Annotated in this window: 24 protein-coding genes; 10 read left to right on the top strand and 14 right to left on the bottom strand. The window is 63.9% G+C overall.

The window, feature by feature from the left end; all coding sequences use genetic code 11:
- Window positions 1–239: 239 nt before the first annotated feature.
- From AOT83_RS23755 to AOT83_RS23745, 4 genes are all read left to right on the top strand, one after another.
- A complete protein-coding gene (locus AOT83_RS23755) occupies window positions 240–440 on the top strand; it encodes a toxin-antitoxin system (protein ID WP_234797740.1) in 201 nt (66 codons plus the stop codon).
- A gap of 132 nt (window positions 441–572) precedes the next feature.
- The gene (locus tag AOT83_RS28270; protein WP_234797741.1) at window positions 573–920 is read left to right on the top strand and encodes a hypothetical protein; all 348 of its coding nucleotides are present in this window, start codon (window positions 573–575) and stop codon (window positions 918–920) included.
- A gap of 434 nt (window positions 921–1354) precedes the next feature.
- Window positions 1355–1972 (top strand): ATP-binding protein, encoded by a 618-nt coding sequence (locus tag AOT83_RS28265; RefSeq protein ID WP_234797742.1) that lies wholly within the window; start codon window positions 1355–1357, stop codon window positions 1970–1972.
- Window positions 1972–2574 carry a hypothetical protein gene (locus AOT83_RS23745; RefSeq protein ID WP_057963617.1) on the top strand — a complete coding sequence of 201 codons (603 nt, stop codon included), beginning with the start codon at window positions 1972–1974 and terminating at the stop codon, window positions 2572–2574. Before AOT83_RS28265 ends, AOT83_RS23745 begins: the two co-directional genes overlap by 1 nt.
- A gap of 538 nt (window positions 2575–3112) precedes the next feature.
- On the opposite strand, the gene AOT83_RS23740 is transcribed toward AOT83_RS23745, so the two are convergent.
- The 9 genes from AOT83_RS23740 to AOT83_RS23700 all read right to left on the bottom strand — a co-directional run bounded on the left by AOT83_RS23740 (window position 3113) and on the right by AOT83_RS23700 (window position 13284).
- Window positions 3113–4954: a hypothetical protein gene (locus AOT83_RS23740; protein WP_057963616.1), complete on the bottom strand. Its 1842-nt coding sequence runs from the start codon at window positions 4952–4954 to the stop codon at window positions 3113–3115.
- A 321-nt stretch (window positions 4955–5275) separates the two neighbouring features.
- Window positions 5276–6652: a replicative DNA helicase gene (gene dnaB / locus AOT83_RS23735; protein WP_030097637.1), complete on the bottom strand. Its 1377-nt coding sequence runs from the start codon at window positions 6650–6652 to the stop codon at window positions 5276–5278.
- A gap of 451 nt (window positions 6653–7103) precedes the next feature.
- The gene (rplI, locus tag AOT83_RS23730; RefSeq protein ID WP_030097638.1) at window positions 7104–7559 is read right to left on the bottom strand and encodes a 50S ribosomal protein L9; all 456 of its coding nucleotides are present in this window, start codon (window positions 7557–7559) and stop codon (window positions 7104–7106) included.
- A 17-nt stretch (window positions 7560–7576) separates the two neighbouring features.
- Window positions 7577–7831 carry a 30S ribosomal protein S18 gene (gene rpsR, locus AOT83_RS23725; RefSeq protein WP_005064619.1) on the bottom strand — a complete coding sequence of 85 codons (255 nt, stop codon included), beginning with the start codon at window positions 7829–7831 and terminating at the stop codon, window positions 7577–7579.
- Between the two features lie 44 nt (window positions 7832–7875).
- A complete protein-coding gene (locus AOT83_RS23720; protein ID WP_030097639.1) occupies window positions 7876–8376 on the bottom strand; it encodes a single-stranded DNA-binding protein in 501 nt (166 codons plus the stop codon).
- A 72-nt stretch (window positions 8377–8448) separates the two neighbouring features.
- Complete coding sequence (rpsF, locus tag AOT83_RS23715) at window positions 8449–8739, bottom strand: 30S ribosomal protein S6 (protein WP_030097640.1); 291 nt, start codon at window positions 8737–8739, stop codon at window positions 8449–8451.
- A 112-nt stretch (window positions 8740–8851) separates the two neighbouring features.
- The gene (locus tag AOT83_RS23710) at window positions 8852–10444 is read right to left on the bottom strand and encodes a glycosyltransferase family 87 protein (RefSeq protein ID WP_057963668.1); all 1593 of its coding nucleotides are present in this window, start codon (window positions 10442–10444) and stop codon (window positions 8852–8854) included.
- A 28-nt stretch (window positions 10445–10472) separates the two neighbouring features.
- Entirely contained in the window at window positions 10473–12842 is a 2370-nt protein-coding gene (locus tag AOT83_RS23705; protein WP_057963615.1) for a transglycosylase domain-containing protein, read from the bottom strand.
- A 19-nt stretch (window positions 12843–12861) separates the two neighbouring features.
- A complete protein-coding gene (locus tag AOT83_RS23700; RefSeq protein WP_046256144.1) occupies window positions 12862–13284 on the bottom strand; it encodes a DUF5318 family protein in 423 nt (140 codons plus the stop codon).
- A 130-nt stretch (window positions 13285–13414) separates the two neighbouring features.
- Here AOT83_RS23700 and AOT83_RS23695 point away from each other — a divergent pair, with 130 nt between their 5' ends.
- From AOT83_RS23695 to AOT83_RS23675, 5 genes are all read left to right on the top strand, one after another.
- Window positions 13415–13786: a hypothetical protein gene (locus tag AOT83_RS23695; RefSeq protein WP_057963614.1), complete on the top strand. Its 372-nt coding sequence runs from the start codon at window positions 13415–13417 to the stop codon at window positions 13784–13786.
- A 44-nt stretch (window positions 13787–13830) separates the two neighbouring features.
- On the top strand, window positions 13831–14616 hold the full coding sequence (locus AOT83_RS23690) for a DUF1707 domain-containing protein (RefSeq protein WP_057963613.1): 786 nt from the start codon (window positions 13831–13833) through the stop codon (window positions 14614–14616).
- Window positions 14617–14644: 28 nt separating this feature from the next.
- Complete coding sequence (locus tag AOT83_RS23685) at window positions 14645–15490, top strand: DUF1707 domain-containing protein (RefSeq protein WP_057963612.1); 846 nt, start codon at window positions 14645–14647, stop codon at window positions 15488–15490.
- Window positions 15491–15592: 102 nt separating this feature from the next.
- On the top strand, window positions 15593–16138 hold the full coding sequence (locus tag AOT83_RS23680) for a PadR family transcriptional regulator (RefSeq protein ID WP_030097647.1): 546 nt from the start codon (window positions 15593–15595) through the stop codon (window positions 16136–16138).
- 41 nt (window positions 16139–16179) lie between these two features.
- Window positions 16180–17271, top strand: a complete 1092-nt coding sequence (locus tag AOT83_RS23675; protein WP_030097648.1) for an inositol-3-phosphate synthase — start codon at window positions 16180–16182, stop codon at window positions 17269–17271.
- Between the two features lie 54 nt (window positions 17272–17325).
- Here AOT83_RS23675 and AOT83_RS23670 read toward each other — a convergent pair whose 3' ends face one another.
- The gene (locus tag AOT83_RS23670; protein ID WP_057963667.1) at window positions 17326–18156 is read right to left on the bottom strand and encodes an LLM class F420-dependent oxidoreductase; all 831 of its coding nucleotides are present in this window, start codon (window positions 18154–18156) and stop codon (window positions 17326–17328) included.
- 102 nt (window positions 18157–18258) lie between these two features.
- Here AOT83_RS23670 and AOT83_RS23665 point away from each other — a divergent pair, with 102 nt between their 5' ends.
- Window positions 18259–19644, top strand: a complete 1386-nt coding sequence (locus AOT83_RS23665; RefSeq protein WP_075908445.1) for an amino acid permease — start codon at window positions 18259–18261, stop codon at window positions 19642–19644.
- Here AOT83_RS23665 and AOT83_RS23660 read toward each other — a convergent pair.
- From AOT83_RS23660 to AOT83_RS23645, 4 genes are read right to left on the bottom strand one after another with little or no spacing between them, the layout of a single operon-like run.
- Window positions 19634–20683, bottom strand: coding sequence for a phosphotransferase family protein (locus tag AOT83_RS23660; RefSeq protein WP_057963611.1), 1050 nt, complete (start codon window positions 20681–20683; stop codon window positions 19634–19636). The genes AOT83_RS23665 and AOT83_RS23660 overlap by 11 nt on opposite strands.
- Window positions 20683–21972: an acyl-CoA dehydrogenase family protein gene (locus AOT83_RS23655; RefSeq protein ID WP_046255361.1), complete on the bottom strand. Its 1290-nt coding sequence runs from the start codon at window positions 21970–21972 to the stop codon at window positions 20683–20685. The genes AOT83_RS23660 and AOT83_RS23655 overlap by 1 nt, the downstream gene beginning before the upstream one ends.
- Before the next feature lies 1 nt (window position 21973).
- The gene (locus AOT83_RS23650) at window positions 21974–22639 is read right to left on the bottom strand and encodes a TetR/AcrR family transcriptional regulator (RefSeq protein ID WP_057963610.1); all 666 of its coding nucleotides are present in this window, start codon (window positions 22637–22639) and stop codon (window positions 21974–21976) included.
- Entirely contained in the window at window positions 22636–23373 is a 738-nt protein-coding gene (locus AOT83_RS23645) for a glucose 1-dehydrogenase (protein ID WP_030097654.1), read from the bottom strand. Before AOT83_RS23645 ends, AOT83_RS23650 begins: the two co-directional genes overlap by 4 nt.
- Window positions 23374–23381: the final 8 nt, after the last annotated feature.

Here is a 23381-nt window from a genome sequence, read left to right as displayed (position 1 = left end):
AAATCACAACTTGTCAGAGACGCGAATTTCCCTCAATTCCAACATATTTGCCGATTCAGACAATGTCACTAACTGAGGGGACGTTTTCGTCCGCGATAAGTTTTCCACCACGTGTAAAACGTTGCTGCGCTGTAACTTTAACTATCGACCTCGCTAAATGGTCAGGGCCGATCGCACTTAAATCACCGCGCTCGGCGTGTCGTACAAAAGGAATCGGCCTTCGGCGGAATGCTGACGGCATGGTGGGTAGACCGCACAAAGGCGACCGCGTACTGCTGCAATCCCGACCCGCGCGTGAGGTGTGGTACGCCGTGCGCATCGCGGCGAGTGAAGCTGGCGTGTCGGTCAGCCAGTACGTCGCCGACCTTCTGGCCCAGCACGTCGGCCGTCCCGATCTCGTGCGCGGGCAGGACAAGCCGCGGCCGTACGACTGCCGCTGACGACTGGCCGGACAGCCGTTGACTTGGACGCTTAGCCGGCGACTAAAAGGGCCTCAGATGCTTGCTCACCGCCACCGGGTCCGTGACGATTCCGCGCGGCTGTGCTCCATACCGCCCACTCCGAGTGAAGCGATGACTCTCACCAACGACGAACCGACCGCCCCGCCTGCCGACACCGGCGGCAGTGTTGACCCGGGCCGCCAGCCGATCGACGACGTGCAGGCCTACCTCGACACCCTGCCCGACCACGCCCGCGAGGGGTTGCGCACGCTTGGCGAGTTGCTGGTCGGGGTGACCCACCGGCCGCTGCGGGCCGAGACCGCCGACCGGTTCACCGCCCGCACCCTGGGTGTCTTCATCGCCGCGGAGCTGATCGACGAAGAACGCGAGGTGGATCCGGTGTCGCGGTCGACCACCGCGGCCGCCTTGGCGGAGTGGATCACGTTCCACGCCAACGTCGTCGAGGTCGGGCCCGGGTGAATACGCGCTTCCACCCGCGTGGACCCAAACCGAGGTCGGCGGCCGAACGTTCCGCCACCCCCAGTGCCTGCGGGTGCACTTCCCGGCGGGAACGGTTCTCGCCGACACCGGGTGCGTGATCAGCATCGACGCGCGCAGCAGTCCCTTGGAATCACCGAGAGTCAGCGCCTACGTCACCCCCGAGCACCAGGACGGCGCCCGCCAGGTCCTGGATCGCCTGGCCGCACGTGCCACCGATCTGAATCCCTGCCGCGGGAATGCGGTCCGGGCCTCGCTGAGCAACGGGTTGCACTTGCACGTCATCGATCTACCGTCGACGCTCACCCGCGATACGGTCATCGTCGACGACGAGGTCTGGCGGGAGATCGACCTCGGCGTGACCGCGGTGCGCGATCGCCACGAGCTGCTCAACGCCCACGGTTTGGACGCCCGGCGTGGGGGTGCTGCTCTGCGGGCCGCCGGGCACCGGGAAGTCCGCGGTCTCCGCGGTGGTCGCCGCCGAGGTGGTCGGCGCGTTCACCGTCATCTACGTCGAAGCCAAAGCTGGCGAGCACCTGTTGACCGCGGTCGTGGAAGAAGCTCAACGTCTCGGCGGGCCCGTCCTGCTCGTCCTGGAGGACGTCGATCTGTGGTGCCGCAGCCGCCACAGCGGATACGGTGGCGGGCTCTCGGAGTTGTTGGCGGCCATGGACATCGCCGCTGAGGCCCGCATCCTCACCCTGGCCTCCACCAACGACGCCGCCACCCTGGACGAGGCCGCGATCCGCACCGGACGCTTTGACGCCATCGTCGGGGTCGGCTACCCCACCCGCCTCGACGCGGCCCGCATCCTAACTGCATTGATCACCGGCCTGCCCGGCGCCGACAGCGTGGACACCCGCGCCGTGGCTGCTGCGGTGCCGGAGCAGACCAGCGGCAGCGACCTGCGCGAAATCGTTCGTCGGGCCGTCCTGTCCGCCGACGAGACGGGTCAACTGTCCAGCGCGGCACTGCTCGCCGAGGTGGGCAGCGGACGCTACCGCGCCACCATCCCGAACGGCATGTACCTCTGATGAGCGAGAGTGACGACGGCATCCCCGAGTTGACTGAGTCGGAGCGAATCCGCATTCAGGCAACGGAATCGGACTTCGCCGCCATGGGTGATGCGCTGCGTAACGGCACCGCCACACCCGAGGACGTCGAGGGTGCGTTCGCCCGGTTCATGTCCTTGGACGTCGACCCCCAGAAGCGTCGCAACGCCTTGCACATCCCCGCGGATGCCGGGCCCCACGCCGGGGCGATCGAGACGATCCTGCGGCGCATCCCGGACGGCTGGGGGCGCTGGATCAGCGTCGACGCCGGCTGGTACCCCCTGGTCATCGCCACCGACCAGCGCCTCGCCGCGCTCGATGCCGCATACCGTGTTCATCAGATCAAGGAGAAGTTCGGCACGCTGCGTTACTACTACTGGCCAAGCAGCGACGACGTGAGCCCGGAACTGCTCGACGCGATGGACGCCATCACCGACGACGCCCAACGGGCTTCTGCGGTCATCTGCGAACGCTGCGGCGTACCAGGAGTGCTGCAGAGAACCCGGTACTGGGCCAAAACCCTGTGCCACTCCTGCGCCGACCCGCTCGGATACGCACCGGCGCCGCCGCCAGACCTTGTATAGCTCGACGACAGCGGCGGACATCGGAGCTTCGGTGGGCGGCCACATAGTGGGAAGCGCTGCATGACGAACGATTCCGAACTTGAGCGACTGCTCCAAGACCGCTTCGCGATCTCCACCACCCAGTTCAAGGCCGTACTGCGTCTTTTTCCCGCTTCGCGGCCCTGGGCCGCCTCACTCATCGAAGACGAAGGCTGCGTCCTCGACGACGCCGACTTCGGCGAAACCCGTGACGCGCAGCTGCTGGCGTCGAAATCGTTGGATTCCAAGCACATCTGGCCGACAGTTCGGCAGAAATTCCGTTGCCTGACTTGCCGCCGAGCAGTGTTCCCAAAGCTGACTCGCCTGCCATCCACAACTTTGCAGCGGATCGGGGCCTCGGCCCACGCGGGAATCTCGATCCGGTCTTCGAGGTTTCTGCACCCGATCTCCACAGACAAACGAGCCGAACACGAAAAGTTCACCGCACATCTGGTCAACGAACAAGCACCTAGACCGACCTGCCAGCGGAGTGGATCATTCAAGCGGTCGCCCAATAGACCTATGGTTGCCGAAATGTGCGCCGGGCCGCAGAGTAGGCGTCCTTGAGTTTTCTTCCGAGGTTCCGCTTCGGGCCCTGAGGTACCGGGCGGCGTGCCAGCTGACGGAGATCCTCAGCTGTTGAATCCTGTAGCGGCATAATCAGAAACAGTGCACTGGCGCGTAACAACAGCGTGCAGACAACGGGATCCATCTGTCTTAGGAATCCGTGAGCGATATCGTTACGGTAGTTCTGCCCATCGGCTGAGGTCAGCGTCTGTAGATAGCGCATCCAGTCGCGGTCAAAGTCTTCCTCCTCCAGCCGCGGCAAGAGCGCGCCCAGTTGAGCGAACTGACCCTTAGTTTTTCCACTTTCGACCCGATAGATCGGCTCGTTCAGGGTCAGCAGAAGAGTTCTCGCTCCCGCTTCGATAAATGGTGTGACAAAGTATGCGCACACATGGTACTCAGAGTGCCAGAACAGCCTTAACCCTTTGGCGAGGATGCGCGCATTGACGCCTGGGCACCGATATCTCTCGAGGATAAGTGCGGTCAGCTCGTCCTCCGAAACTCCTTCTGCGAGTTGACCGACCGCCTTCAGCGCATGAAACAAGGGCAGCCCTTGCAGCATCGCGCGGCGGAATTCTGTCTCTCGGATCGCGCTGTCCAGGCTGTCGTCAACCGCGCCCCTTCGTTCCGGCATCCCATGGCTACCGATTCGCACGCGGGTAAACAGCTGTTGTATCAACGAACCTTCCAGCGTTTTTCGTGCAAGTGCTTCGTTGTCGGCGTAGAAACCAGACGGGGGCTCGGTGGCGAGCCATTGGCGAAGGCCGCGCCTCCAATCTCCATGATGGGTGAAACTACCTAGATAGGAGGCGATGAAGTCTGCGGGGTATTCCACTTCGGAACTGACCTTGGTCCAGTTCATCGCACTAGAGTCGACCCGTTGGAGCTCTGCGACCGCTTCATCATGGAGATCTGAGAAGCCCAATTTCCTGGCCTCTTTTGCCGCATCATCAAGGTGAAACATCTTGAGTTCCGCTGCAGAGGCGTTCCGCGCTCTGTCTAGCCGGGTCGTGACCCGGCTCCTTCGGACACTCTCCTTGCGAGGAGCGCTCACATACTTGGAGCTCCGAAAAAGCTCCGCAATGTAATCGATGTGATCGGCAGTGCCATAGCGCTCAATTACCGCCTCTAGGAGAGGTGAATTATCCAGCTGGCCAGACTGTTCCGAGTTTCCGGCTTCGACGAGTGCTGCCACCATCGGCAGGGTAAGGCCCGGTTGCTGGGTAGTGTCGGCGAGATCTTCATCAACCATGCTGCGAATCAACTGTAGTGCGCGTGGGAGCTCGTCAACAGAGTTCGTCAGCTTCATCAACGTGAGTGCCCGCAGTGCACTGTGGACCCTCACGTGGCGGCTTACTGTCGATGTCGCCGCGGTGACCTGGTAGAGACTGATTGCTTCACGGGCATGCTGTCCCATATTGCCGTCTCTCTGCAGGAACAGAAGATCGTGTACCAAGCTCTTAGGCATCGGGTGCTCGAGGTTCGCGACTAGGGCGCGCCATACGGCTACTTCGCCATCTGATATCTCCTGCGCAAATTCACCGTTCGGCGCCACGGAAACTCTTGTTGGATCAACAATCTCAAGCCGCAGGGATCGGAAGAAGGTGTTAGAGACTAACTTCCGAAGCGTTGCAGGTACAGCTTCACCATCGAGCTGGGCCATCGCTTCACTCGGAAGATCGAAGTGGGCTTGATCCTCGCCCTCGGCTGCGCTGTCGATGGCGCGCGCCACCGTCTCAATATCTACCGAAGTGAACCCAGACGCGTCCCCGTCTTCTTCCAGTTGCTCGGCCACGCGTCATCTCCTCATACTGCCGGTTTATCGAGCGCCCTTCGCTGCGGCTAACTGCACGACCGCCATCTTCGCGTGCTCCGGTCGTAGGGAGCTCGCCCCTCTTGGTGACCAGTTGCTTTCGTGCAACGCGCAAAGTACAAATTCGGCTCAGCCGCCGCCAATTCTTGTCACCCCCGTCGGGCCTCAGTCGAAGATTCTCAAGGGCGTCTGCTAGCGCACCTGCGGCACCTAAAAATCTCACTTTCATGTCCAATTGGACACCAGGTGGACATTTCACTTGAGAATTGGACATAAAACTTGAGAAGCCACAACCGAATGTAGCTACCGCGCCATGTTGGTAAAGCGCGACAGGTGCAGCTGGTGCGCCACGGTGATGGTGGCCGTCGGACCGTTACGGTGCTTGCCGAGAATCAGGTCGGCCTCACCACCGCGCGGATCGTCACGCTCGAACGCATCCGGGCGGTGCAGCAGGATCACCATGTCGGCATCCTGTTCCAGCGACCCGGATTCACGAAGATCCGAGACCTGTGGACGCTTGTCGGTGCGCTGCTCGGGACCACGGTTCAGCTGACTGATCGCGATGACCGGAACCTCAAGCTCCTTGGCCAATAGCTTCAGGTTTCGGGAGAATTCCGAGACTTCCTGCTGACGGGATTCGTGCTTCTTACCGGAGGTCATCAGCTGCAGGTAGTCGACCACCACCAGCTTGAGCCCGGCCTTCTGGTTGAGCCGTCGTGCCTTGGCGCGGATCTCCATCATGGTCAGGTTCGGGGAGTCGTCGATGTAGAGCGGCGCCTCACTGATCTCACTCATCCGCCGTGCCAGCCGGGTCCAGTCGTCATCGCTCATCCGGCCCGAGCGCATATCGCCCAGTTTGATCTTCGCTTCGGCCGAGAGCAGTCGCATGACGATCTCGGTCTTGCTCATTTCCAGCGAAAAAATCACGCTGGGCAGCTGGTGTTTGATCGAACACGACCGCATGAAATCCAGTCCGAGGGTCGATTTACCCACACCCGGCCGGGCCGCCACGATGATCATCTGACCCGGATGCAGCCCATTGGTGATCTCGTCCAGATCGGTGAAGCCCGTCGGCACGCCCTTGGACATACCGCCGGCCGACGCGATCGCATCGATCTCATCCATCGTGGGCTGCAGCAGCTCTTCGAGGGGCACGTAGTCTTCCGACATCCGCCGGTCGGTGACGTCGTAGACCTCGGCCTGTGCGCGGTCCACCACCTCGGCGACATCGGCGCCCTCGGCCCCGGCGTACCCGTACTGCACCACGCGGGTCCCGGCCTCCACGAGACGGCGCAACAGCGCCTTCTCGGCCACGATCCCGGCATAGAACCCGGCGTTGGCGGCGGTCGGCACGGTGGAGATCAGCGTGTGCAGATACGGCGCACCGCCCACCCGGCGCAGCTGCCCGCGCCGGTCCAGCTCGGCGGCCACCGTCACGGCGTCAGCGGGCTCTCCCCTGCCGTACAGGTCGAGGATGGCCTCGTACACGCTCTGGTGGTTAGGCCGATAGAAGTCGTGCGGCCGCAGCTTCTCCAGCACGTCGGCGATGGCGTCCTTGGACAGCAGCATCCCGCCCAGCACGGACTGCTCGGCAGCCACATCCTGGGGTGGTTGACGGCCGAACTCCTCCTCGGGAGGGGCAACTGGGCCGGACTGGCCCAGATCGTCGACTATCGCCACGGCGCGCTGGTCCTCCTAATCACATCAAGTCGAACACATGATCGCGGCGAGGTCTGACAAGTACAGTTCAGCCCGCGCGCCGCGGTAGACGTTAGATGTTGCTGGCGGCCCTGCCAAGCGCCCCTGTGGATGAGCCTGGGCATGGGGTGTGGACTACTGTCCAACCCGGTGTTAGGGGGTTGGGGACAACCTGGGGATAGCTACCTACATTCCTGCACTTTTCCCAGTTGGCAGCCGGTGAACTAATTGACAGGACTGTGGATGGGAATCCGCCCGGCGTGTCGCATCAGGTTGCGGGCTCGGGCGTGTTCTGTTACCCCTCTCAACCCTCTAGGTTAACTAGAGGTAGCTTCGCTGGAGTGGCACACGCGTACAATACGTTCGCCAACAGATACGGCAACGGCGCCGCGGAAACCCGCGACGCCGTTGACCCGGCAGTACTTCCGATCGGTCAGCCTGCGGCGACTACATCCACGGTGATCTTGGTCGCCACACCGGCGTGCAGGTGCACATCCAGTGCGTACGAACCGATCTGCTTGATGTGTGCCTTCGGCAGGGTGACGGTGCGCTTGTCCAGGTTGGGTCCACCGGCGGCCTTGATGGCGCCCACCACGTCAGCGGCGGTCACCGAGCCGAACAGCTTGCCTTCGCCGGCGGTCTTCACCGTCAGCTGAACGGCACCCAGGCCCTCGATAGCCTGCTTGATCTCGTGGGCGTGCTCGACACCACGGATCTCCTTGGCCTCACGGGCGCGACGGATGTCGGTCGCCTGGCGCTCCGCACCGCGGGTGGCAACAATCGCCAGTCCGCGCGGCAGCAGGTAGTTACGTCCGTAACCATCCCGAACCTCGACGGTGTCACCGGCAGTGCCGAGGTGCTCGACCTCGGTCGTCAGAATCAGCTTCATCAGATGTCCCTCCGGTCCTACCGCGTCGCCGAACTGAACGGCAGCAGGGCTACCTCGCGAGCGTTCTTCACCGCGATCGCGATGTCGCGCTGATGCTGAACGCAGTTTCCGGTGACCCGGCGGGCACGAATCTTGCCGCGCTCACTGATGTACGTGCGCAGCAGGTTGGTGTCCTTGTAATCGATGTTCAGCGCCTTCTTAGTGCAGAACGCGCACTTACGTGTCTTGACCGGCTTTTCCGGGGCAGGACGGCGCTTAGTCGTCTTGGCCATGGTGAATCTCTTTCTTTCTAGCTAGATAAGTTGTATCGCCCAGATCAGAAGGGCGGTTCGTCGTCGGCCGCGGTGGAACCGGAGGCCGGGGCACTGCCCCACGGATCGTCGGCAGGCTCGTTGGAGCGGGAACCCCCGCCGCCACCGCCGCCGCCGAAACCTCCACCGCCGCCACCACCGCGCGAGGCCTTGTTGACCTTGGCGGTCGCGTACCGCAGAGACGGGCCGATCTCGTCGACCTCAACCTCCATGACGGTGCGCTTCTCGCCCTCGCGGGTTTCGAAGGAGCGCTGCTTGAGCCGGCCAGTGACAATGACACGGGACCCACGGGTCAGGCTCTCGGCCACGTTCTCGGCGGCCTCACGCCAGATATTGCACCGCAGGAACAGCGCCTCTCCGTCCTTCCACTCCGAACTCTGTCGGTCGAAGATGCGGGGAGTCGACGCCACAGTGAAGTTGGCGACGGCAGCCCCGGACGGTGTGAAGCGCAGTTCTGGATCGGCGGTCAAGTTTCCGACGACCGTGATGGTGGTGTCACCTGCCACGGTTCCTCCTCGTGTCTGTCAGCTGGCGTGGTTAACGGCAGCCTACGGAAGTCAACTGACTTCCGTAGGACCTCAGCGGGCTCCGGTACGCAGGACCTTGGTCCGCAGCACGGACTCGTTGAGGCCCAGCTGGCGATCCAGCTCCGAGACGGTGGCGGGCTCCGCGACCACGTCGATCACCGCGTAGATGCCCTCGGCATGCTTGGCGATCTCGTAGGCAAGACGGCGCTTACCCCAAACCTCCACCTTCGAGACGGTTCCACCGTCACCGCGGATGACGTTCAGAAACGTATCCAGCGATGGAGCTACGGTGCGCTCGTCAAGAGTGGGGTCGAGAATGACCATGATTTCGTACTGACGCATGAGAAACTCATCACCTCCTGTGGTCTAGTGCGGCCACGGCGTATCCGTGGCAGGAGAGTCGCCTGCGTCGGCAACCGGCCAAGGCTACCGCACAGCCCCCTGACCGGCGAAATCAGACAGACGCGCGGGCGATATGCGGTGTGGGCTTACGCGCGCGCAGCCACGACGGCAGCCAGGCCGGAGGATCGTCGGCAACCCCGTCGCACGGCCCGCCCGCCGGATCGTCCGTGTCATCACTGTGTCCGCGCACCAGGTCCTCACTGGGGTGATAGATCTGGCGCAGCACCAAGGCGCACAACCCGATCACCGCGATATCGCGCACCAGCACCGTGCCGGTGAACCATTGCTCGGGCAACCCCTTGTTCTCCAAACCCAGCAGGTAGTACATCCGCGGAACCCAGACCAACGCGTCGACGGTCATCCACGCCAACAGGATTCGGCGATGCGGCAACGCCACCACGGCAAGTGGCACCAGCCACAGCGAGAACTGCGGGCTCCACACCTTGTTGGTGAGCAGGAATACCGCCACCACCAGGAAGGCCAACTGCGCCACACGCGGGCGCCGCGGAGCCGTCAGCGCTACATATCCGATGCCCAGACAGCAGATCCCGAACAGAACGGCCGATATCGCGTTGAGCACGACCGGGGGCTCCCAGAAACCCAGCGGGCCGTCGAAACCCTGCCACCCGGTGAAGGATTTGAAGACGTTGTACAGCGAGTCCATGTCGTCGCCGCGGCGGGTGTTGAGCCGGAAGAACTCCCCCCATCCGCGCGGGAAGAGCATCGCCACCGGAGCATTCACCACAACCCAACTGGCCAGTGCGGCCGCGGCGGTCTTGGAGAACTCATGCATCTTGCCGCCGCGCAGACTCACCAACAGCAGTGGAAACAGCAGCAGCACCGGATAGAGCTTGGCGGCCACGCCCAGCCCTATCAGCACACCCGCCAGCCACGGTTTCCTGCGAGCCCACGCCCACAGTGCCGTCATGCTGAAAGCCGTTGCAAGAGCATCGAAATTCGTGAAGATCTGGAAGATCACGATCGGGGACGCCGCGATCATCACCACATCCCACGGGCGGGTGCGCGGGCTCAATCCCGCGCTGGCCCAGATGGTTACCAGCCACGCGAGCGCCAATCCGAAAGCCACGATGTTGAAGAACATCACCACTTCGGCGACGATGGGCAGCCCCAGTAGATCGCTGGCCTGGGTGTACGTCTTGGCCAGGGCCATCGCGGTGTACTGATACACCCCAGTCACCACCGGATACTCCATGTACCGGACCGCCGGAGTGCCGTCGTACTGAATCTTCTGATGGCCGCCCGAGTCCGTCTCCAGCCAGCTGGACTTGTAGGGGAAGCGCCCCTGATTCAACAGCTCCGCGCCATAGAGCGGCACGGTGTCTGAGTAGCACAACTGGTAGTAGGCCCGGTTGTTGTCCCAATTAGCCACGCGCTGAGCACCATTGCCGGAACCACTCTGCTGCAAGCAGGGTGCCTTACTGGTCCACCCCAAGATGAGGAATCCCAGCGCGATGATGAACACCACCCGCAATGGTGTCCAGAACGGCTGGCGCCCGACCAGGGCGTGCACGCCCAACGGCCCACCGATCACCTCGGATAGCTCGGCGCCCATCGCATCGGTGCGACTGGGGAAGTCGCGATCGTCGGCACTGCGCAGGTCATCGGCGAGCTTCTCGGGAGACACCGTCGCACGGGATTCGGCCGGCACCTGCCTACTGCCCCGGAGGCGGCGGCACGTCACCCGCCGGTGGCGCCGCCGGGCCCACCGGAATCGTTGTCGGGGGTCCCACCGGAATGGTGATACCCGGTGCGATCTCGATGGTCGGCTGGATGACCGTCACCTCGCCGCCACCGCCCGGCGCGGGGGCCGGAGGACCGTTCGGAGCCGGCGGCGGAGGCACGTAGACCGGCACACCGGCGTATCCGCCGATGGCGCCCGGCTTGGGGAAGGTCTCCTTGGTGGAGCCGTCCAACGCGCCATTCATGGTCTTCTGCCAGATATCCGACGGCAGACCGGAACCGTAAATCGGTCCACCCCAACTGTTTCTGATCGGCTTGCCGTCGTCGGTCCCTATCCACACCGCGGTCGAGAGCGACGGGGTGAAGCCGACCATCCAGGCGTCCTTGTTGTCCTTGGTGTCGCCCAGCTGCGCGGTACCGGTCTTGGCGGCAGACTCTCGTCCACCCGCCAGGCCATGCCCGCGGGAGTAGGCCGCGATCGGTTTCATCGCCGAGATCGCGTTGTTCGCAACATCATCAGAGAAACGCTTCTCGCCCGTGTTATCGGAAGAACCCGCGTCGAAAAGCACCTGGCCGTCCGCGTTCACAACCTTCTGGATGAAATGCGGCTTGCGGTAGGTCCCGGACGCCGCCAAGGTCGCGTACGCCGAGGCCATGTCGATCACCCGGGTCTGGTACTGGCCCAGCACCACACCGTTATTCGGCGGACCGCCCTGACCGTCCTCGGACAACGTGTGCGAGACACCGGGGAAGTTCTCGGCGATACCGGCGGCATGCGCGGCGGTAGCCACATCGTCGGGCCCGTTCTTCAGCTTCAGCATGAGCCGGTAGAAGCTGGTGTTCAGCGAGCGCTTCAGCGCCTCGGCCACCGAACACGTTCCGCACGAAGCGTCCTCGCTGTTCTTGATGGTGATGCCCTGATAGGTCAGCTCCGAGCTGTCCAGCTGGTAGCCCAGTCCGATTCCCTGCTGCAGCGCCGCCACCAAGGCGAACACCTTGAACGACGAACCGGTCTGCAGACCCTGCTGCGCGTAGTCCAGACCCTGGGCGTTGGAGCCGCCGTAGTACGCCTTGACCGCACCTGTGCGCGGGTCCACGGACACCACCGCCGTTCGCAGGTCCGCGTTCTCGCCCTGCAAGGTGCTGTTGACCGCGTTCTCGGCGGCCTGCTGCGCCTTGGTGTCGATGGTCGTCGTGATCTGCAGGCCCTCGGTATTCAACGTCTGCTCGTCGATGTTGAACAGATCGGTGAGCTCCGCCATCACCTGACGCTTGATAAGTCCGTTGGGACCGGTGGTCGCGTTCTGGGCAGCAGCCTGCTCAGGCGGCACCGTTGCGGGGTACACCTGCCCGGCACGATCCTGCGCGGACAGTGCACCTATGGTGACCATGCCGTCGAGCACCCAGTTCCACCGGTTCGTCGACTCCGGCAGATCAACGGCGGGATCCAGGCGCGACGGCCGCTGGATCAGTGCGGCCAACAACGCGCCCTCGGACACCGTGAGCTGTTCCACGGGCTTGTCGAAGTAGGCCTTCGACGCCGCCGAGATGCCGTACGCGCCACGTCCGAAATAGATGATGTTGAGGTACGCCTCCAGCACCTGATCCTTGGACCAGGACTGCGACATCTTCGTGGAGATGACGATCTCCTTGGCCTTACGGGTCAGACCGCCGAGGCCGGCGCGCTGCGCACCCACCATCGCGTTCTTCACGTACTGCTGGGTGATCGTGGAACCACCCTGGGTATCGCCGCCGAACATGTTGTTCTTGACCGCGCGCAGCAGACCCGAGAAGGAGAAGCCTGGGTTGCCGTAGAAATCGCGGTCCTCGGCGGCCATCACGGCCGCGCGCACATGCTGGGGCACCTGGTCGATCTTGATGTCGACCCGGTTTCCGTCCGGTGGAACGACTTTGGCGAGTTCGGTGGTGCCGTCGCTGGCCAAGATGGTGGACACCTGGCTGGTACGGATATCGCCCGGCTTCGGGATGTCTACCACCGAATACGCCAGTGCGAACGTCGCCAGCGGGATGACGAGGGCCAACAGCACCAGGGCGATCATCACGCGACGGAAGATTTTCCAGCCGTTGCTCTTTCGTCTACGGCGACGCTGCGGCGGACGCGACGAACCACCCGGCCGGCTGGAGGGGGGCGGCGGCTCATGTCCGTTGCCCTCGTCATCACGTTCCAGCGCCGCGCGAGCCGCGGCCACGGCATCCTCATCGCGCCGGTACAGCGGCAGATCCTCGACAGGGTCGAGGATCGACGTCGGCCGATCGTCCATGCTGGGGGTGCGCGGTGAATCCGGGCCGCCGGAAGCTACCGGATTCTGTCCGCCAACCACGCCGCCCTCACCCTGTGGCCTATTCACTGGCCGTCCGGGCACGAGTTGTTCGCTGACGTGGGGTGGTCCCCTTCGGCGCCGGGAGGGCGCCCATGACATACGACTTCACCAAATGATTCCAACTGCAGGTCCGGCATACCTCGACAACGTGCACGGCGAACTCCGAGTACCGAGTGGCCAGCAACACCAGTTCCTCAGCCGTACGGGCCGAACCGGATACCGCGCCCAGATGCTCGCCGAAAACCCACGACACCAACGTCAGTTGCTCCTTGCGGCAGATCGGGCACACCACCGCACTCGATTTGCCGTGGAACTTGGCTGCACGGAGCAGATACGGGTTCGCGTCGCAGACTTCGGCCACGCCGGTACGCCCGGAATAGACCTCAGCCAGCAGGGATCGCCGCTTGAGCGCGTAATCCACCACCTGTCTCTGCAATCGCACGGTAACCAGAGTACGTCCGATTACGCGCTGGCCGAGCCCGGGCCACACAGACAGCACGTACTTTGCGAAGCCGATCTCTGTCCGCGTTCCGCTCGTTACGATGGGGCGGCTGTCAGGAAGAGGGGGACATATGACATTCCGTCGACTATCACCGGTGCTCGGCGGCTTTGCGGCCTTGACCGTCATCGCCTCCGCGGCCATCAATCCCGCGGCGACCGCGTCCCCACCGGTTGGCACCGGAAAGGTCGTAGGAACGGCGGTCCTGAAGGTGATCGGCGGCGGGACGGCGACCGTCACCTGGAAAGAGAACGGCGGCGCGGCCCACGTCGAGAAGGATGTCGCGCTGCCCTGGGAGCACACCATCGACGTCGTCGAAGAGGCGAACTCCGAAGTTCGGGCCAACGGGGCCGGCGCCACCGGCTGCACGATCACCATGGGCGACATGCTGGTGTCGTTCAAGAGTGAGCCGAATCCGGTCTGCGAGTTCGCGTACTGGGGCTGACGCACCCGGGCCCTGAGGGACCGAGCCGCTCTACGATTCCTCGCATGGCGACCCGTGCCAAGGATTCCGACCGAGACGTCACGTGCAAGGCGCTCGACGCCGCCTTCGGCGACGGCCAGCTCTCATCGGAGGAGCACCGTCAGCGGATCGCCATCGCCACCAGTGCGCAGACTCTCGGCGAGCTCAACGGCGTGGTCTCCGATCTGCAGATCGCCGCCCTCCCGGCCCAGGTACCCATCCCCCGGCCGCCGCGGCGCCGCTGGCCGGCGATCGTCGTCACCGCCGTCGTCGCTGCCGCTCTCGGAGCCGGGGTGAGTGCCTATGTCACACGGCCGGTGCCACCGGATCCGGGCGCGGCCGCCGACGGCATCGCGCCCGTCGTGATCGCCCCGACGAAGTTGTTCTCCGTTCCGGGCCTTTCCGGCCTGCTGGACCAGATGCGCGCAAAATTCGGCGACACCGTCGGCATCGAACTGACCGTCCGCTCCAACAACGCGGCGCTGGTCCGCATCGAATCCACCGATCCGAACCTGCCCATCACCTACCCGTATCAGGGCGGGTTCCGTGACGGCGGAGCGATGCCCGGTACCTGGCGCAACGTTCGGATCGGAGACCTGAGCCGATTCGATCCGGCCAAGATCATCGGGGTCCTGCGCGGAGCACCCGAAACCCTGAATGTGCCCGCCGCCGGCGAGGGCGGAACCGTCATGGTGATCAAGCCCAACGACGAGGGGGTCGATATCACCATCACCGTCTCGGAGCGGGACCGCACCGGCCGAATGGTCGTCGCGGGTAACGGCGAGCCCAAAGAGGTCGTGCCCGCATCCTGACCATCAAGATCGCTCTACGATTCCTCGCATGGCGACAGGCACCCGGGCCAAGGACAGCGACCGCAACGACACCTGCAAGCTGCTCGACGACGCACTGAGCGACGGACAGCTGTCCATGGAGGAGCACCGCGAACGCGTTGCCTCGGCCACCACCGCCTCGACACTGGGACAGCTCAGCTCGCTGGTCTCGGATCTGCAGAACGCCAAAGCGGCCGCCCACATGCCCGTGCTGAAGGGTCCGCAGCGCCCCTGGTGGCGACGGTGGTACGCGCCCGCCGGTGTGGCCGCCGCCCTGGTCCTGGTCGGTGTGCTCATCGGTTGGGGCGCCTACGGAAACACCAGCTCTCCGATGGACTTCACCACCGATCCCGGTGCCAAGCCCGACGGTGTGGCGCCCATTGTGATGACGCCCCCACGTCAGCTGATGTCGCTCGGCGGCCTGACAGGTCTCTTTGAGCAGATGCGCCAAAAATTCGGTGACACCACCGGGTACGAGCTGAATATCTACGGGGACTACGCGATTCTGACCCGCCCCGATCCCCGCGAACCTCGCCGCACGCTGCGCTACACCTATCAGGGCGGATGGGACCATCCCGACGACTCGTCGGGCAGTCACGCCGACCGCACGGTTGACCTCGCCAAGTTCGACGTCAAAACCATCATCGGCATCATGCGCGGCGCACCCGAAACCCTCGGCATCAAACAGAGCGAGGTCAAGAACACGTACCTGTTCATCAAACCGAGCGAGGACAAGACCGCACCACCGGACACCGTTCAGATCGACATCTCGATCAGCGGTGAATTCCAGAACGGGTCGATCTACGTCAATCCGGACGGCACCCCCATCCGGACCACGTACCCCTCCGGCAGTTAGATCTTCCCCCGTGTGGCGCCCGCATATATCGCGGCGATACTATGTCCCGATCGGTGCACGAAAGATGCTCCGGCGTCATACACGGTGTGAGGAGGTGACTTCATGTTGGAACTGGCCATCCTCGGCTTGCTGCTTGAGTCACCCATGCACGGCTACGAGCTGCGCAAGCGCCTGACCGGATTACTCGGAGCATTCCGGGCGTTCTCTTACGGCTCGCTGTACCCGGCCTTGCGCCGCATGCAGGCCGATGGGCTAATCGCCGAAGACTCCGCGCCCGCGGGCACCACAGTGCTGCTTCGCGGCAAGCGGGTCTATCAGATGACCGCCGCCGGCCGCGCACGCTTCAGCGAGCTGGTCGCGGACACCGGTCCGCAGAATTACACCGACGACGGCTTCGGTGTGCACCTGGCGTTCTTCAACCGCACCCCGGCCGAGGCCCGGATGCGCATCCTCGAAGGCCGCCGCCGTCAGGTAGAAGAGCGCCGGGAGGGCCTGCGCGAGGCCATCACCCGGGCAAGCAGTTCGTTCGACCGGTACACCAAGCAGCTGCACCAGCTTGGCCTGGAATCCAGTGAACGAGAAGTGAAGTGGCTCAACGACTTGATCGCCGCCGAGCGCACCGCGCAGGCACGAGTCGAGGAGCGTTAGACGTGACACAGCGCACGACCATCGGTAAAGGAGAACCGTCCATGTCCAACACATCATCTGAGGTGCGAGTCGCCATCGTCGGCGTCGGCAACTGCGCATCCTCGCTGGTTCAGGGCGTGCAGTACTACCAGGATGCGGACGAGAACTCCACTGTTCCGGGCCTGATGCACGTCAAGTTCGGCCCGTACCACGTGCGCGACGTGAAGTTCGTCGCCGCGTTCGACGTGGACGCCAAGAAGGTCGGCTTCGACCTCTCCGAGGCGATCTCGGCGTCGGAGAACAACACCATCAAGATCGCCGACGTGCCGCCCACCGATGTCATCGTGCAGCGCGGGCCGACCCTGGACGGCATAGGCAAGTACTACGCCGACACCATCGAGGTGTCCGACACCGATCCGGTCGACGTCGTGAAGGTGCTGAAAGACAACAACGTTGACGTCCTCGTGTCCTACCTTCCGGTGGGTTCTGAAGAGGCCGACAAGTTCTATGCCCAGTGCGCCATCGACGCCAAGGTGGCGTTCGTCAACGCGCTACCGGTGTTCATCGCCTCGGATCCGGTGTGGGCCAAGAAATTCGAAGATGCCGGTGTGCCGATCGTGGGCGACGACATCAAGAGCCAGGTGGGCGCCACCATCACCCACCGGGTGATGGCCAAGCTGTTCGAGGACCGCGGTGTCACCCTGGACCGCACCTACCAGCTCAACGTCGGCGGCAACATGGACTTCAAGAACATGCTCGAGCGTGAGCGTCTGGAGTCCAAGAAGGTCTCCAAGACTCAGGCCGTCACGTCGAACCTCAACGGATCACTGGCCGACAAGGTGTACGACAAGAACGTGCACATCGGCCCGTCCGACTACGTCGCCTGGCTCGATGACCGCAAATGGGCTTACGTGCGCCTGGAAGGCCGCGCCTTTGGCGATGTGCCGCTGAACCTCGAATACAAGCTCGAGGTCTGGGACTCCCCCAACTCGGCCGGCATCATCATCGACGCGGTACGTGCGGCGAAGATCGCACTCGACCGCGGACTCGGTGGCCCGATTCTTCCAGCCTCGGCCTACCTGATGAAGAGCCCGCCGAAGCAACTCGCCGACGACATCGCGCGCACCCAGCTGGAGCAGTTCATCGAAGGCTGAGCCTGTTTCTTCGTTCTACCCACCGAGGGCACACCGTCAGGTGTGCCCTCGGTGTTATTTGTTGGCCCGCAACCGATTCGCGACTGCGGCTAGCTGGTCGAGCACGGCAAGGGTCTCGTCCTCGCCCAACGGATCCAGATGAAGGAGCACCCGCTCCACGCCGGCATCCAGATATGCAGCGGCAGCCCGCTCCCCGGACACGCCACTCACACCGACCGGCAGATCCGCACGTCCCTGCTCGGCGAACCGGCGGCGCGCCACCCGCACATCCTCGGGGGTAGACGTCGCCGCGTACGGCAACCACCCATCACCTAACCGCACCGCACGTGACTGAGCGGCCCGGCTCGGACCACCCACGTACAACGGAATGGCCGTCCGTGGACGCGGGCTCGCGGCGACGGGCCCGAAATCGAGGTGCTTGCCATGGAATTCCGCCACGTCCTCGGTCCACAGCTGTTTGAGGGCGACCAGCTGTTCGTCGAGTTTCGCACCGCGCAGCGTCGGGTCGGCGCCGTGGTTGCGTAGCTCGCCCAGATTCCACCCAACGCCGACTCCCAGCACGGCTCGGCCGCCCGACAGTGTTGACAGCGTCGCCCAGGCCTTGGCGGTGTGCAACACATCGCGCTGGGGTAACAGGGCGACGCCGGACCCGATCACCAAATGCTCGGTGGCCGCCGCGGCATAGGCGAGCACCACCGGAAGGTCTCGTATCAACGGAAGCCGCGCCCGGAACTCCGGATCGATGTCATCGGGCGTGTCGACCGGGAAGTAGGAATGGTCGTCGAAGAGCAGCCAGTCGAAGCCGCGCTCCTCGACAGCGCGCGCGAGCACGTCGGGGGCCACGTATCCGTCGGCCGATGAGGTAGAGATACCGAAGCCGGTCATGACCTCCAGGAACCACCCGCGTGCCACCGAAATTCCTGGCAACGCGCTGCACGATCCGATTGCGGGGTGCAACATCGACCTACCCGGCTGTAAGGAGAATCCATGGCGACCACGGAATCGTCCAGCGAGGGCGGCCTGCAGCATTCGTTGCAGAAGCGCCACCTGACGATGATCGCGATCGGTGGCGTCATCGGCGCCGGCCTGTTCGTGGGGTCCGGTGCGACGATCAAGGCGGCTGGCCCGGCGGCCTTCCTCACCTATGCCATCACCGGTGTGCTCATCGTGCTGGTGATGCGCATGCTCGGCGAAATGGCCGTGGCGAATCCGTCGACCGGCTCCTTCGCCGACTACAGCCGCCGCGCCCTCGGCGACTGGGCAGGATTCTCTGTCGGCTGGCTCTACTGGTACTTCTGGGTAATCGTCGTGGGGTTCGAGGCAGTCGCCGGCGGCAAGATCGTCCAAGATTGGTGGCCGCACTTTCCGTTGTGGCTGATCGCTCTTGTCCTCATGGTGGCCATGACCGCCACCAACCTCTTCTCGGTGCGGTCCTACGGCGAGTTCGAATACTGGTTCGCCAGTGTGAAAGTACTTGCCATCATTGCGTTTCTCGTCCTCGGCACGATGTTCGTACTGGGCTGGTGGCCGGGTAAGCACATGGACTTCTCCAACCTCACCAAGAGCGGGTTCGCTCCCAATGGCACCGGTGCGATCTTCTCCGCCATCGTGGTCGTGGTGTTTTCGATGGTCGGCCCGGAAATCGCGACCATCGCGGCCGCCGAATCCAAGGACCCCGCACGGGCTATCAGCAGGGCCACCAACTCGGTCATCTACCGAATCGGGCTCTTCTTCGTGGGCTCCATCTTCCTCATCGCGGTGATCGTGCCGTGGGATAGCCCCACTTTGGGCACCTCACCCTTCGTCACCGCATTCAAGACCATGGGAATTCCGCACGCCGACAACATCATGCGGATAGTCGTGCTCACCGCCGTGTTGTCCTGTCTCAACTCGGCGATGTACACCGCCTCCCGCATGCTGTTCGTGTTGGCAGGCCGGGGCGAGGCACCGCGCAGCTGGCTGCGCGTCAACTCGCGCGGTGTTCCGGTGCACGCCATCTTGGCGTCCTCATTCATCGGATTCGTCTGCGTGGTGCTGGCATACGTCGCCGAAGATACCGTCTTTCTATTCCTGCTCAACTCCTCCGGCGCGGTAATCCTGTTTGTGTACTTCATGATTGCGATATCGCAGCTGGTACTCAGGCCCCGCACACCCCCGGAGAAGCTGATCGTCAAGATGTGGGGTTATCCGGTGTTAACGATCCTCACCGCCGGCGCGATCGTCGCGATTCTGGTCGCGATGGGCTTTCAGGACGGCACCCGCTCGCAGCTGTGGACCAGCCTGCTGTCCTGGGCGGTGATCCTGCTCGCCTTCGTGGCACTCCGGCTGACCCGGCGCCGCGCACCGGTGCCCGACGAACCGGTTACCCGGTAATCGCCCCGGCCCGCCGGAACAGCTGCAGCGTGAGACCATGCAGGTAATCACCCACTGCCACAGGCGCTTTCCCGGCGAAGGCGCGGGCGTGCGTGCCCTCCAAGATGATGCCCAACTTGAAACAGGCGAGCACGGTGTACCAGTGGATCGCGCTGAGATCACGGTCCGTGCGTTCCGCGTAGTGCGCGACGAGCTCCTCGGGCGTGGGCAGACCTCCGGCCTGCACGAGTGCTCCACCCAGTGAAGCATCGTCGCCATCCGAGGGCCACGTCGCCAACAGCCAGCCCAAGTCCAGCAGCGGGTCGCCGATCGTCGACATCTCCCAGTCCACGATGGCGGCGAGCTCAGGACCGTCATTGCGGAACATCATGTTCGCCAGGTGGAAATCACCATGCATGATCCCCGGCTTCCACCGCGACGGCCGATGCTGCTCAAGCCAATCGGCGACGGATTGCAGACCCGGGATGTCCGGGCCCGGGTACCCCTCGTGCTTGCTGAACGAGTCGAGCTCCTTGAGCCAACGCGGTACCTGACGCTCCAGGAAGCCGTCGGGATTGCCGTACCCGTCCAGTCCCAGCGCCTGATAGTCCAGTGCCCCCAGGGCGGCGATACCACTGACCGCCTCCAACCCCATCTGGTGCCGAATCTGCGGACTGCTCGCATGCAGCTCCGGCAAGGTGACCGAGGCATTGAATCCGTCGACCGGCTCCATCAGATAGAAGACCGCGCCGCCCAGCACCGTCTCGTCGGTGCACGCCGCGATGAGTTCGGGCGCGGGAACTCCCTGTCCGCGTAGCGCTCCCAGCAATCGCGACTCTCGGCGGATGACATTGTTACTGGCCTCACGTAGATGCTTCGGGGGCCGACGCAACACATACTCGCGGCCGCCCCGGGTGAAGCGCACCATGATGTTCTGCGTGCCGCCCGTGATCGCCGAGACGTCCGCCACCTCACCCGCCGGAAGTCCCTGCTCATCCATCCAGCGCGAAACAACACCGAAATCAACGCTTTTCGGGTCGACATGCTGCGGAGCCGCCATTACAGGTTGCCCACCCGGTGCTCGAGCCGGGCCGCCACATGTGCCCTGGCCTTCTCCGTCAATGCCGGGATGTGACTCGGCGGGAACAGACCCTCATACGGGGTGTAGTCCTTGAGGACTTCCTTGGCGATGGTGACTTTGTGCACCTCGGTGGGGCCGTCGACCAGACCCATCACCTCCGAGTACAGGAACATCTTGGCCAACGGCATCTCTTCGGACACGCCGAGCGAGCCGTGCAGGTGCAGCGCACGCTGGGCGACGTCATGCATCACCTTCGGCATGGCGGCCTTGATGGCCGCGATGTCCTTGCGCACCTTGAGGTAGTCCTGGTGCTTGTCGATCAGCCAGGCGGTCCGAAGCACCAGCAGACGGAATGACTCCATCTCGATCCAGCTGTCGGCGATGCGCTCCTGCGTCATCTGCAACTTGGCGATGGTGCCGCCGCGTGCTTCCCGGCTGATGACACGCTCGCACATCATGTCGAATGCCTTACGCACCTGAGCCACCGTCCGCATCGCATGATGCACGCGACCACCGCCGAGGCGAGTCTGCGCGATCACGAACGCGGCACCCTCGGCACCCAGCATGTTCTCGGCGGGAATCCGGGCGTTGGTGAAGCGGGTGTAGGCCTCGTCCTCGCTGAACCCATGCACGGTGATGTTTCTTACGATCTCCACCCCCGGCGCGTTCGGGTCGACGATGAACATCGACATTCCCTGATACGGGCTGACATCCGGGTTGGTTACGGCCATGACGATCCAGAAGGCGGCGTGCCGCGCCTCGGAGTTGAACCACTTCTCCCCGTTGAGGATCCACTCATCACCGTCACGCACGGCAGTTGTCTTGAACAGCGTCGGATCGGACCCGCCCTGCGGCTCCGTCATGACATAACAGGACCCGATGTCGCCGTCCATCAGCGGCTGCAGATACTTCGCCTTCTGCGCCTCGGTGCCGTAGTGCGCGAGGATCTCGGCATTGCCGGTGTCGGGAGCCTGACATCCGAAGATCGAGGGAGCCCACACCGAACGGCCCAGAATCTCGTTGAGCAGCGCGAGCTTGAGCTGCCCGAAGCCCGGACCGCCCAGCTCGGGGCCGAGGTGACAGGCCCACAGCCCACGGCGCTTGACCTCCTCCTTGAGCGGTCGCACGTAGTCCATGGCCTCGGTATCGGACTTGTCGTACGGGTTGGGGAACACGTAATCGAGCGGTTCCACCTCGGTGCGGACGAATTCCTCGGCCCAGTCCAGCAGCTCCTGGTATTCGGGGTCGGTCTCGAAATCCCATGCCATGTCAGTTACTTCCTGTCGGTTCGGGTTCAATGGGAAGTTCATGCGGACGATCCGTATGCACGCCGTCCACCACCATGTCGGCGATGCGCTTGGCGATCTGCGCCGGGCTCTTGCCGTCGGCGCGGTACCAGACCGCCACCATGTTCAGCATCCCGAGAATCGCGTTGGTGATCAGGTGATCGCTGGTGCGAAACACCCCGGCTTCGTAGCCCTCGTCGAGTACGCGTTGCCAGCAGCGCTGTAACTCGTCACGCATTCCCTGCAACTCCGCGGCCCGCTCGCCGGTCAGCGCGGAACCGTCGCGGACCTGGATGGCAACCTGCTTGCGGTACTTGACGATAAGGATGAGGTAGGAGCCGATGAGAGTGCGCAGACGCTTGGCGGGCGGGGTGTTCATGCCTGCGATGTGCGCAGCCTCGGTGAGCATTTCGTCGATGTAGCTGCGCAGGATCTCCCAGAGGAGTTCCTCTTTGGACCCGATGTGGTAGTACAGCGCGCCACCCCGTACACCGGCCGCAGCGCCGATCTCAGCAACACCGGTCGCGTGAAATCCCTTCTCGGCGAAGAGTTCCGTTGCCACATCCATGATCCGCCTGCGGGTCGCCGCGGCATCGCCATCGGCCGCGGGCGGACGGCCCCGACGCGGCTTGGCGCCGGCCTCGGTCACAGGATGCCGCCATCCAGTCGAATCGTCGTTCCCGTGCAGTAGGCCGATGCATCACTTGCCAGATACAGTGCCGCGCCGACGATGTCTTCCGGTTCACCCACGCGGCGCAACGGAATGCTGGGAATGAGCGCCTCGGCGAATCCTTCCGGCCAGGCCGCCGCGATATCTGTGTTGAAAAGTCCGCATTGAATGGTATTGGTGCGCACGGTCGGCCCAAAGCTGTGCGAAAGGCCAAGGGTCAGGGCATTCAAACCGGCCTTTGCCGCTGCGTACGGCAACGCGGTGGCGTCGGGCCGCACCGCTTCGATCGAGCTGATGTTGATGATCGAACCGCCGGCTCCTGCCGCCATTTTGGTGGCGATCAGGGCCGACAACCGGAACGGTCCCTTCAGATTCACCCCAATGACCTTGTCGAACAATGCTTCCGAGACCTGGTCCAGGCTGGGGTACAGCGGGGACAGTCCGGCGTTGTTGACCAGGACGTCCACCCGCCCGAACTCCCGGTACACGGTGTCGACCAGCTCATCGCATTGCTCCCAGGAGCTGACATTGCAGGCCACCGGGAGCGCACGGCGACCGTGTTCGGCCTCCACCTGGGCGGCCAGCTCGTTACAGGAGTCGATCTTGCGGCTCGCAATCACCACATCGGCGCCATGCGCGGCGAACGCCTGCACCATCGCCCGGCCCAACCCGCGGCTACCACCGGTGACGACGACGACCTTGTCCTGCAGCATCCAGTCCT

The sequence above is a fragment of the Mycobacteroides sp. H001 genome (genome assembly GCF_001440005.1).
Lineage (GTDB): Bacteria > Actinomycetota > Actinomycetes > Mycobacteriales > Mycobacteriaceae > Mycobacterium > Mycobacterium gwanakae.
This window is presented reverse-complemented; position numbering and strand designations above follow the sequence as displayed.

Excerpts from the sequence above, each read along its gene's own strand:
- AOT83_RS23755 (WP_234797740.1), top strand. The coding sequence starts at position 240 with ATGGTGGGTAGACCGCACAAAGGCGACCGCGTACTGCTGCAATCCCGA.
- AOT83_RS28270 (WP_234797741.1), top strand. The coding sequence starts at position 573 with ATGACTCTCACCAACGACGAACCGACCGCCCCGCCTGCCGACACCGGC.
- AOT83_RS23745 (WP_057963617.1), top strand. The coding sequence starts at position 1,972 with ATGAGCGAGAGTGACGACGGCATCCCCGAGTTGACTGAGTCGGAGCGA.
- rplI (WP_030097638.1), bottom strand. The coding sequence starts at position 7,559 with ATGAAGCTGATTCTGACGACCGAGGTCGAGCACCTCGGCACTGCCGGT.
- rpsR (WP_005064619.1), bottom strand. The coding sequence starts at position 7,831 with ATGGCCAAGACGACTAAGCGCCGTCCTGCCCCGGAAAAGCCGGTCAAG.
- rpsF (WP_030097640.1), bottom strand. The coding sequence starts at position 8,739 with ATGCGTCAGTACGAAATCATGGTCATTCTCGACCCCACTCTTGACGAG.
- AOT83_RS23695 (WP_057963614.1), top strand. The coding sequence starts at position 13,415 with ATGACATTCCGTCGACTATCACCGGTGCTCGGCGGCTTTGCGGCCTTG.
- AOT83_RS23690 (WP_057963613.1), top strand. The coding sequence starts at position 13,831 with ATGGCGACCCGTGCCAAGGATTCCGACCGAGACGTCACGTGCAAGGCG.
- AOT83_RS23685 (WP_057963612.1), top strand. The coding sequence starts at position 14,645 with ATGGCGACAGGCACCCGGGCCAAGGACAGCGACCGCAACGACACCTGC.
- AOT83_RS23680 (WP_030097647.1), top strand. The coding sequence starts at position 15,593 with ATGTTGGAACTGGCCATCCTCGGCTTGCTGCTTGAGTCACCCATGCAC.
- AOT83_RS23675 (WP_030097648.1), top strand. The coding sequence starts at position 16,180 with ATGTCCAACACATCATCTGAGGTGCGAGTCGCCATCGTCGGCGTCGGC.
- AOT83_RS23670 (WP_057963667.1), bottom strand. The coding sequence starts at position 18,156 with ATGACCGGCTTCGGTATCTCTACCTCATCGGCCGACGGATACGTGGCC.
- AOT83_RS23665 (WP_075908445.1), top strand. The coding sequence starts at position 18,259 with ATGGCGACCACGGAATCGTCCAGCGAGGGCGGCCTGCAGCATTCGTTG.
- AOT83_RS23660 (WP_057963611.1), bottom strand. The coding sequence starts at position 20,683 with ATGGCGGCTCCGCAGCATGTCGACCCGAAAAGCGTTGATTTCGGTGTT.
- AOT83_RS23655 (WP_046255361.1), bottom strand. The coding sequence starts at position 21,972 with ATGGCATGGGATTTCGAGACCGACCCCGAATACCAGGAGCTGCTGGAC.
- AOT83_RS23645 (WP_030097654.1), bottom strand. The coding sequence starts at position 23,373 with ATGCTGCAGGACAAGGTCGTCGTCGTCACCGGTGGTAGCCGCGGGTTG.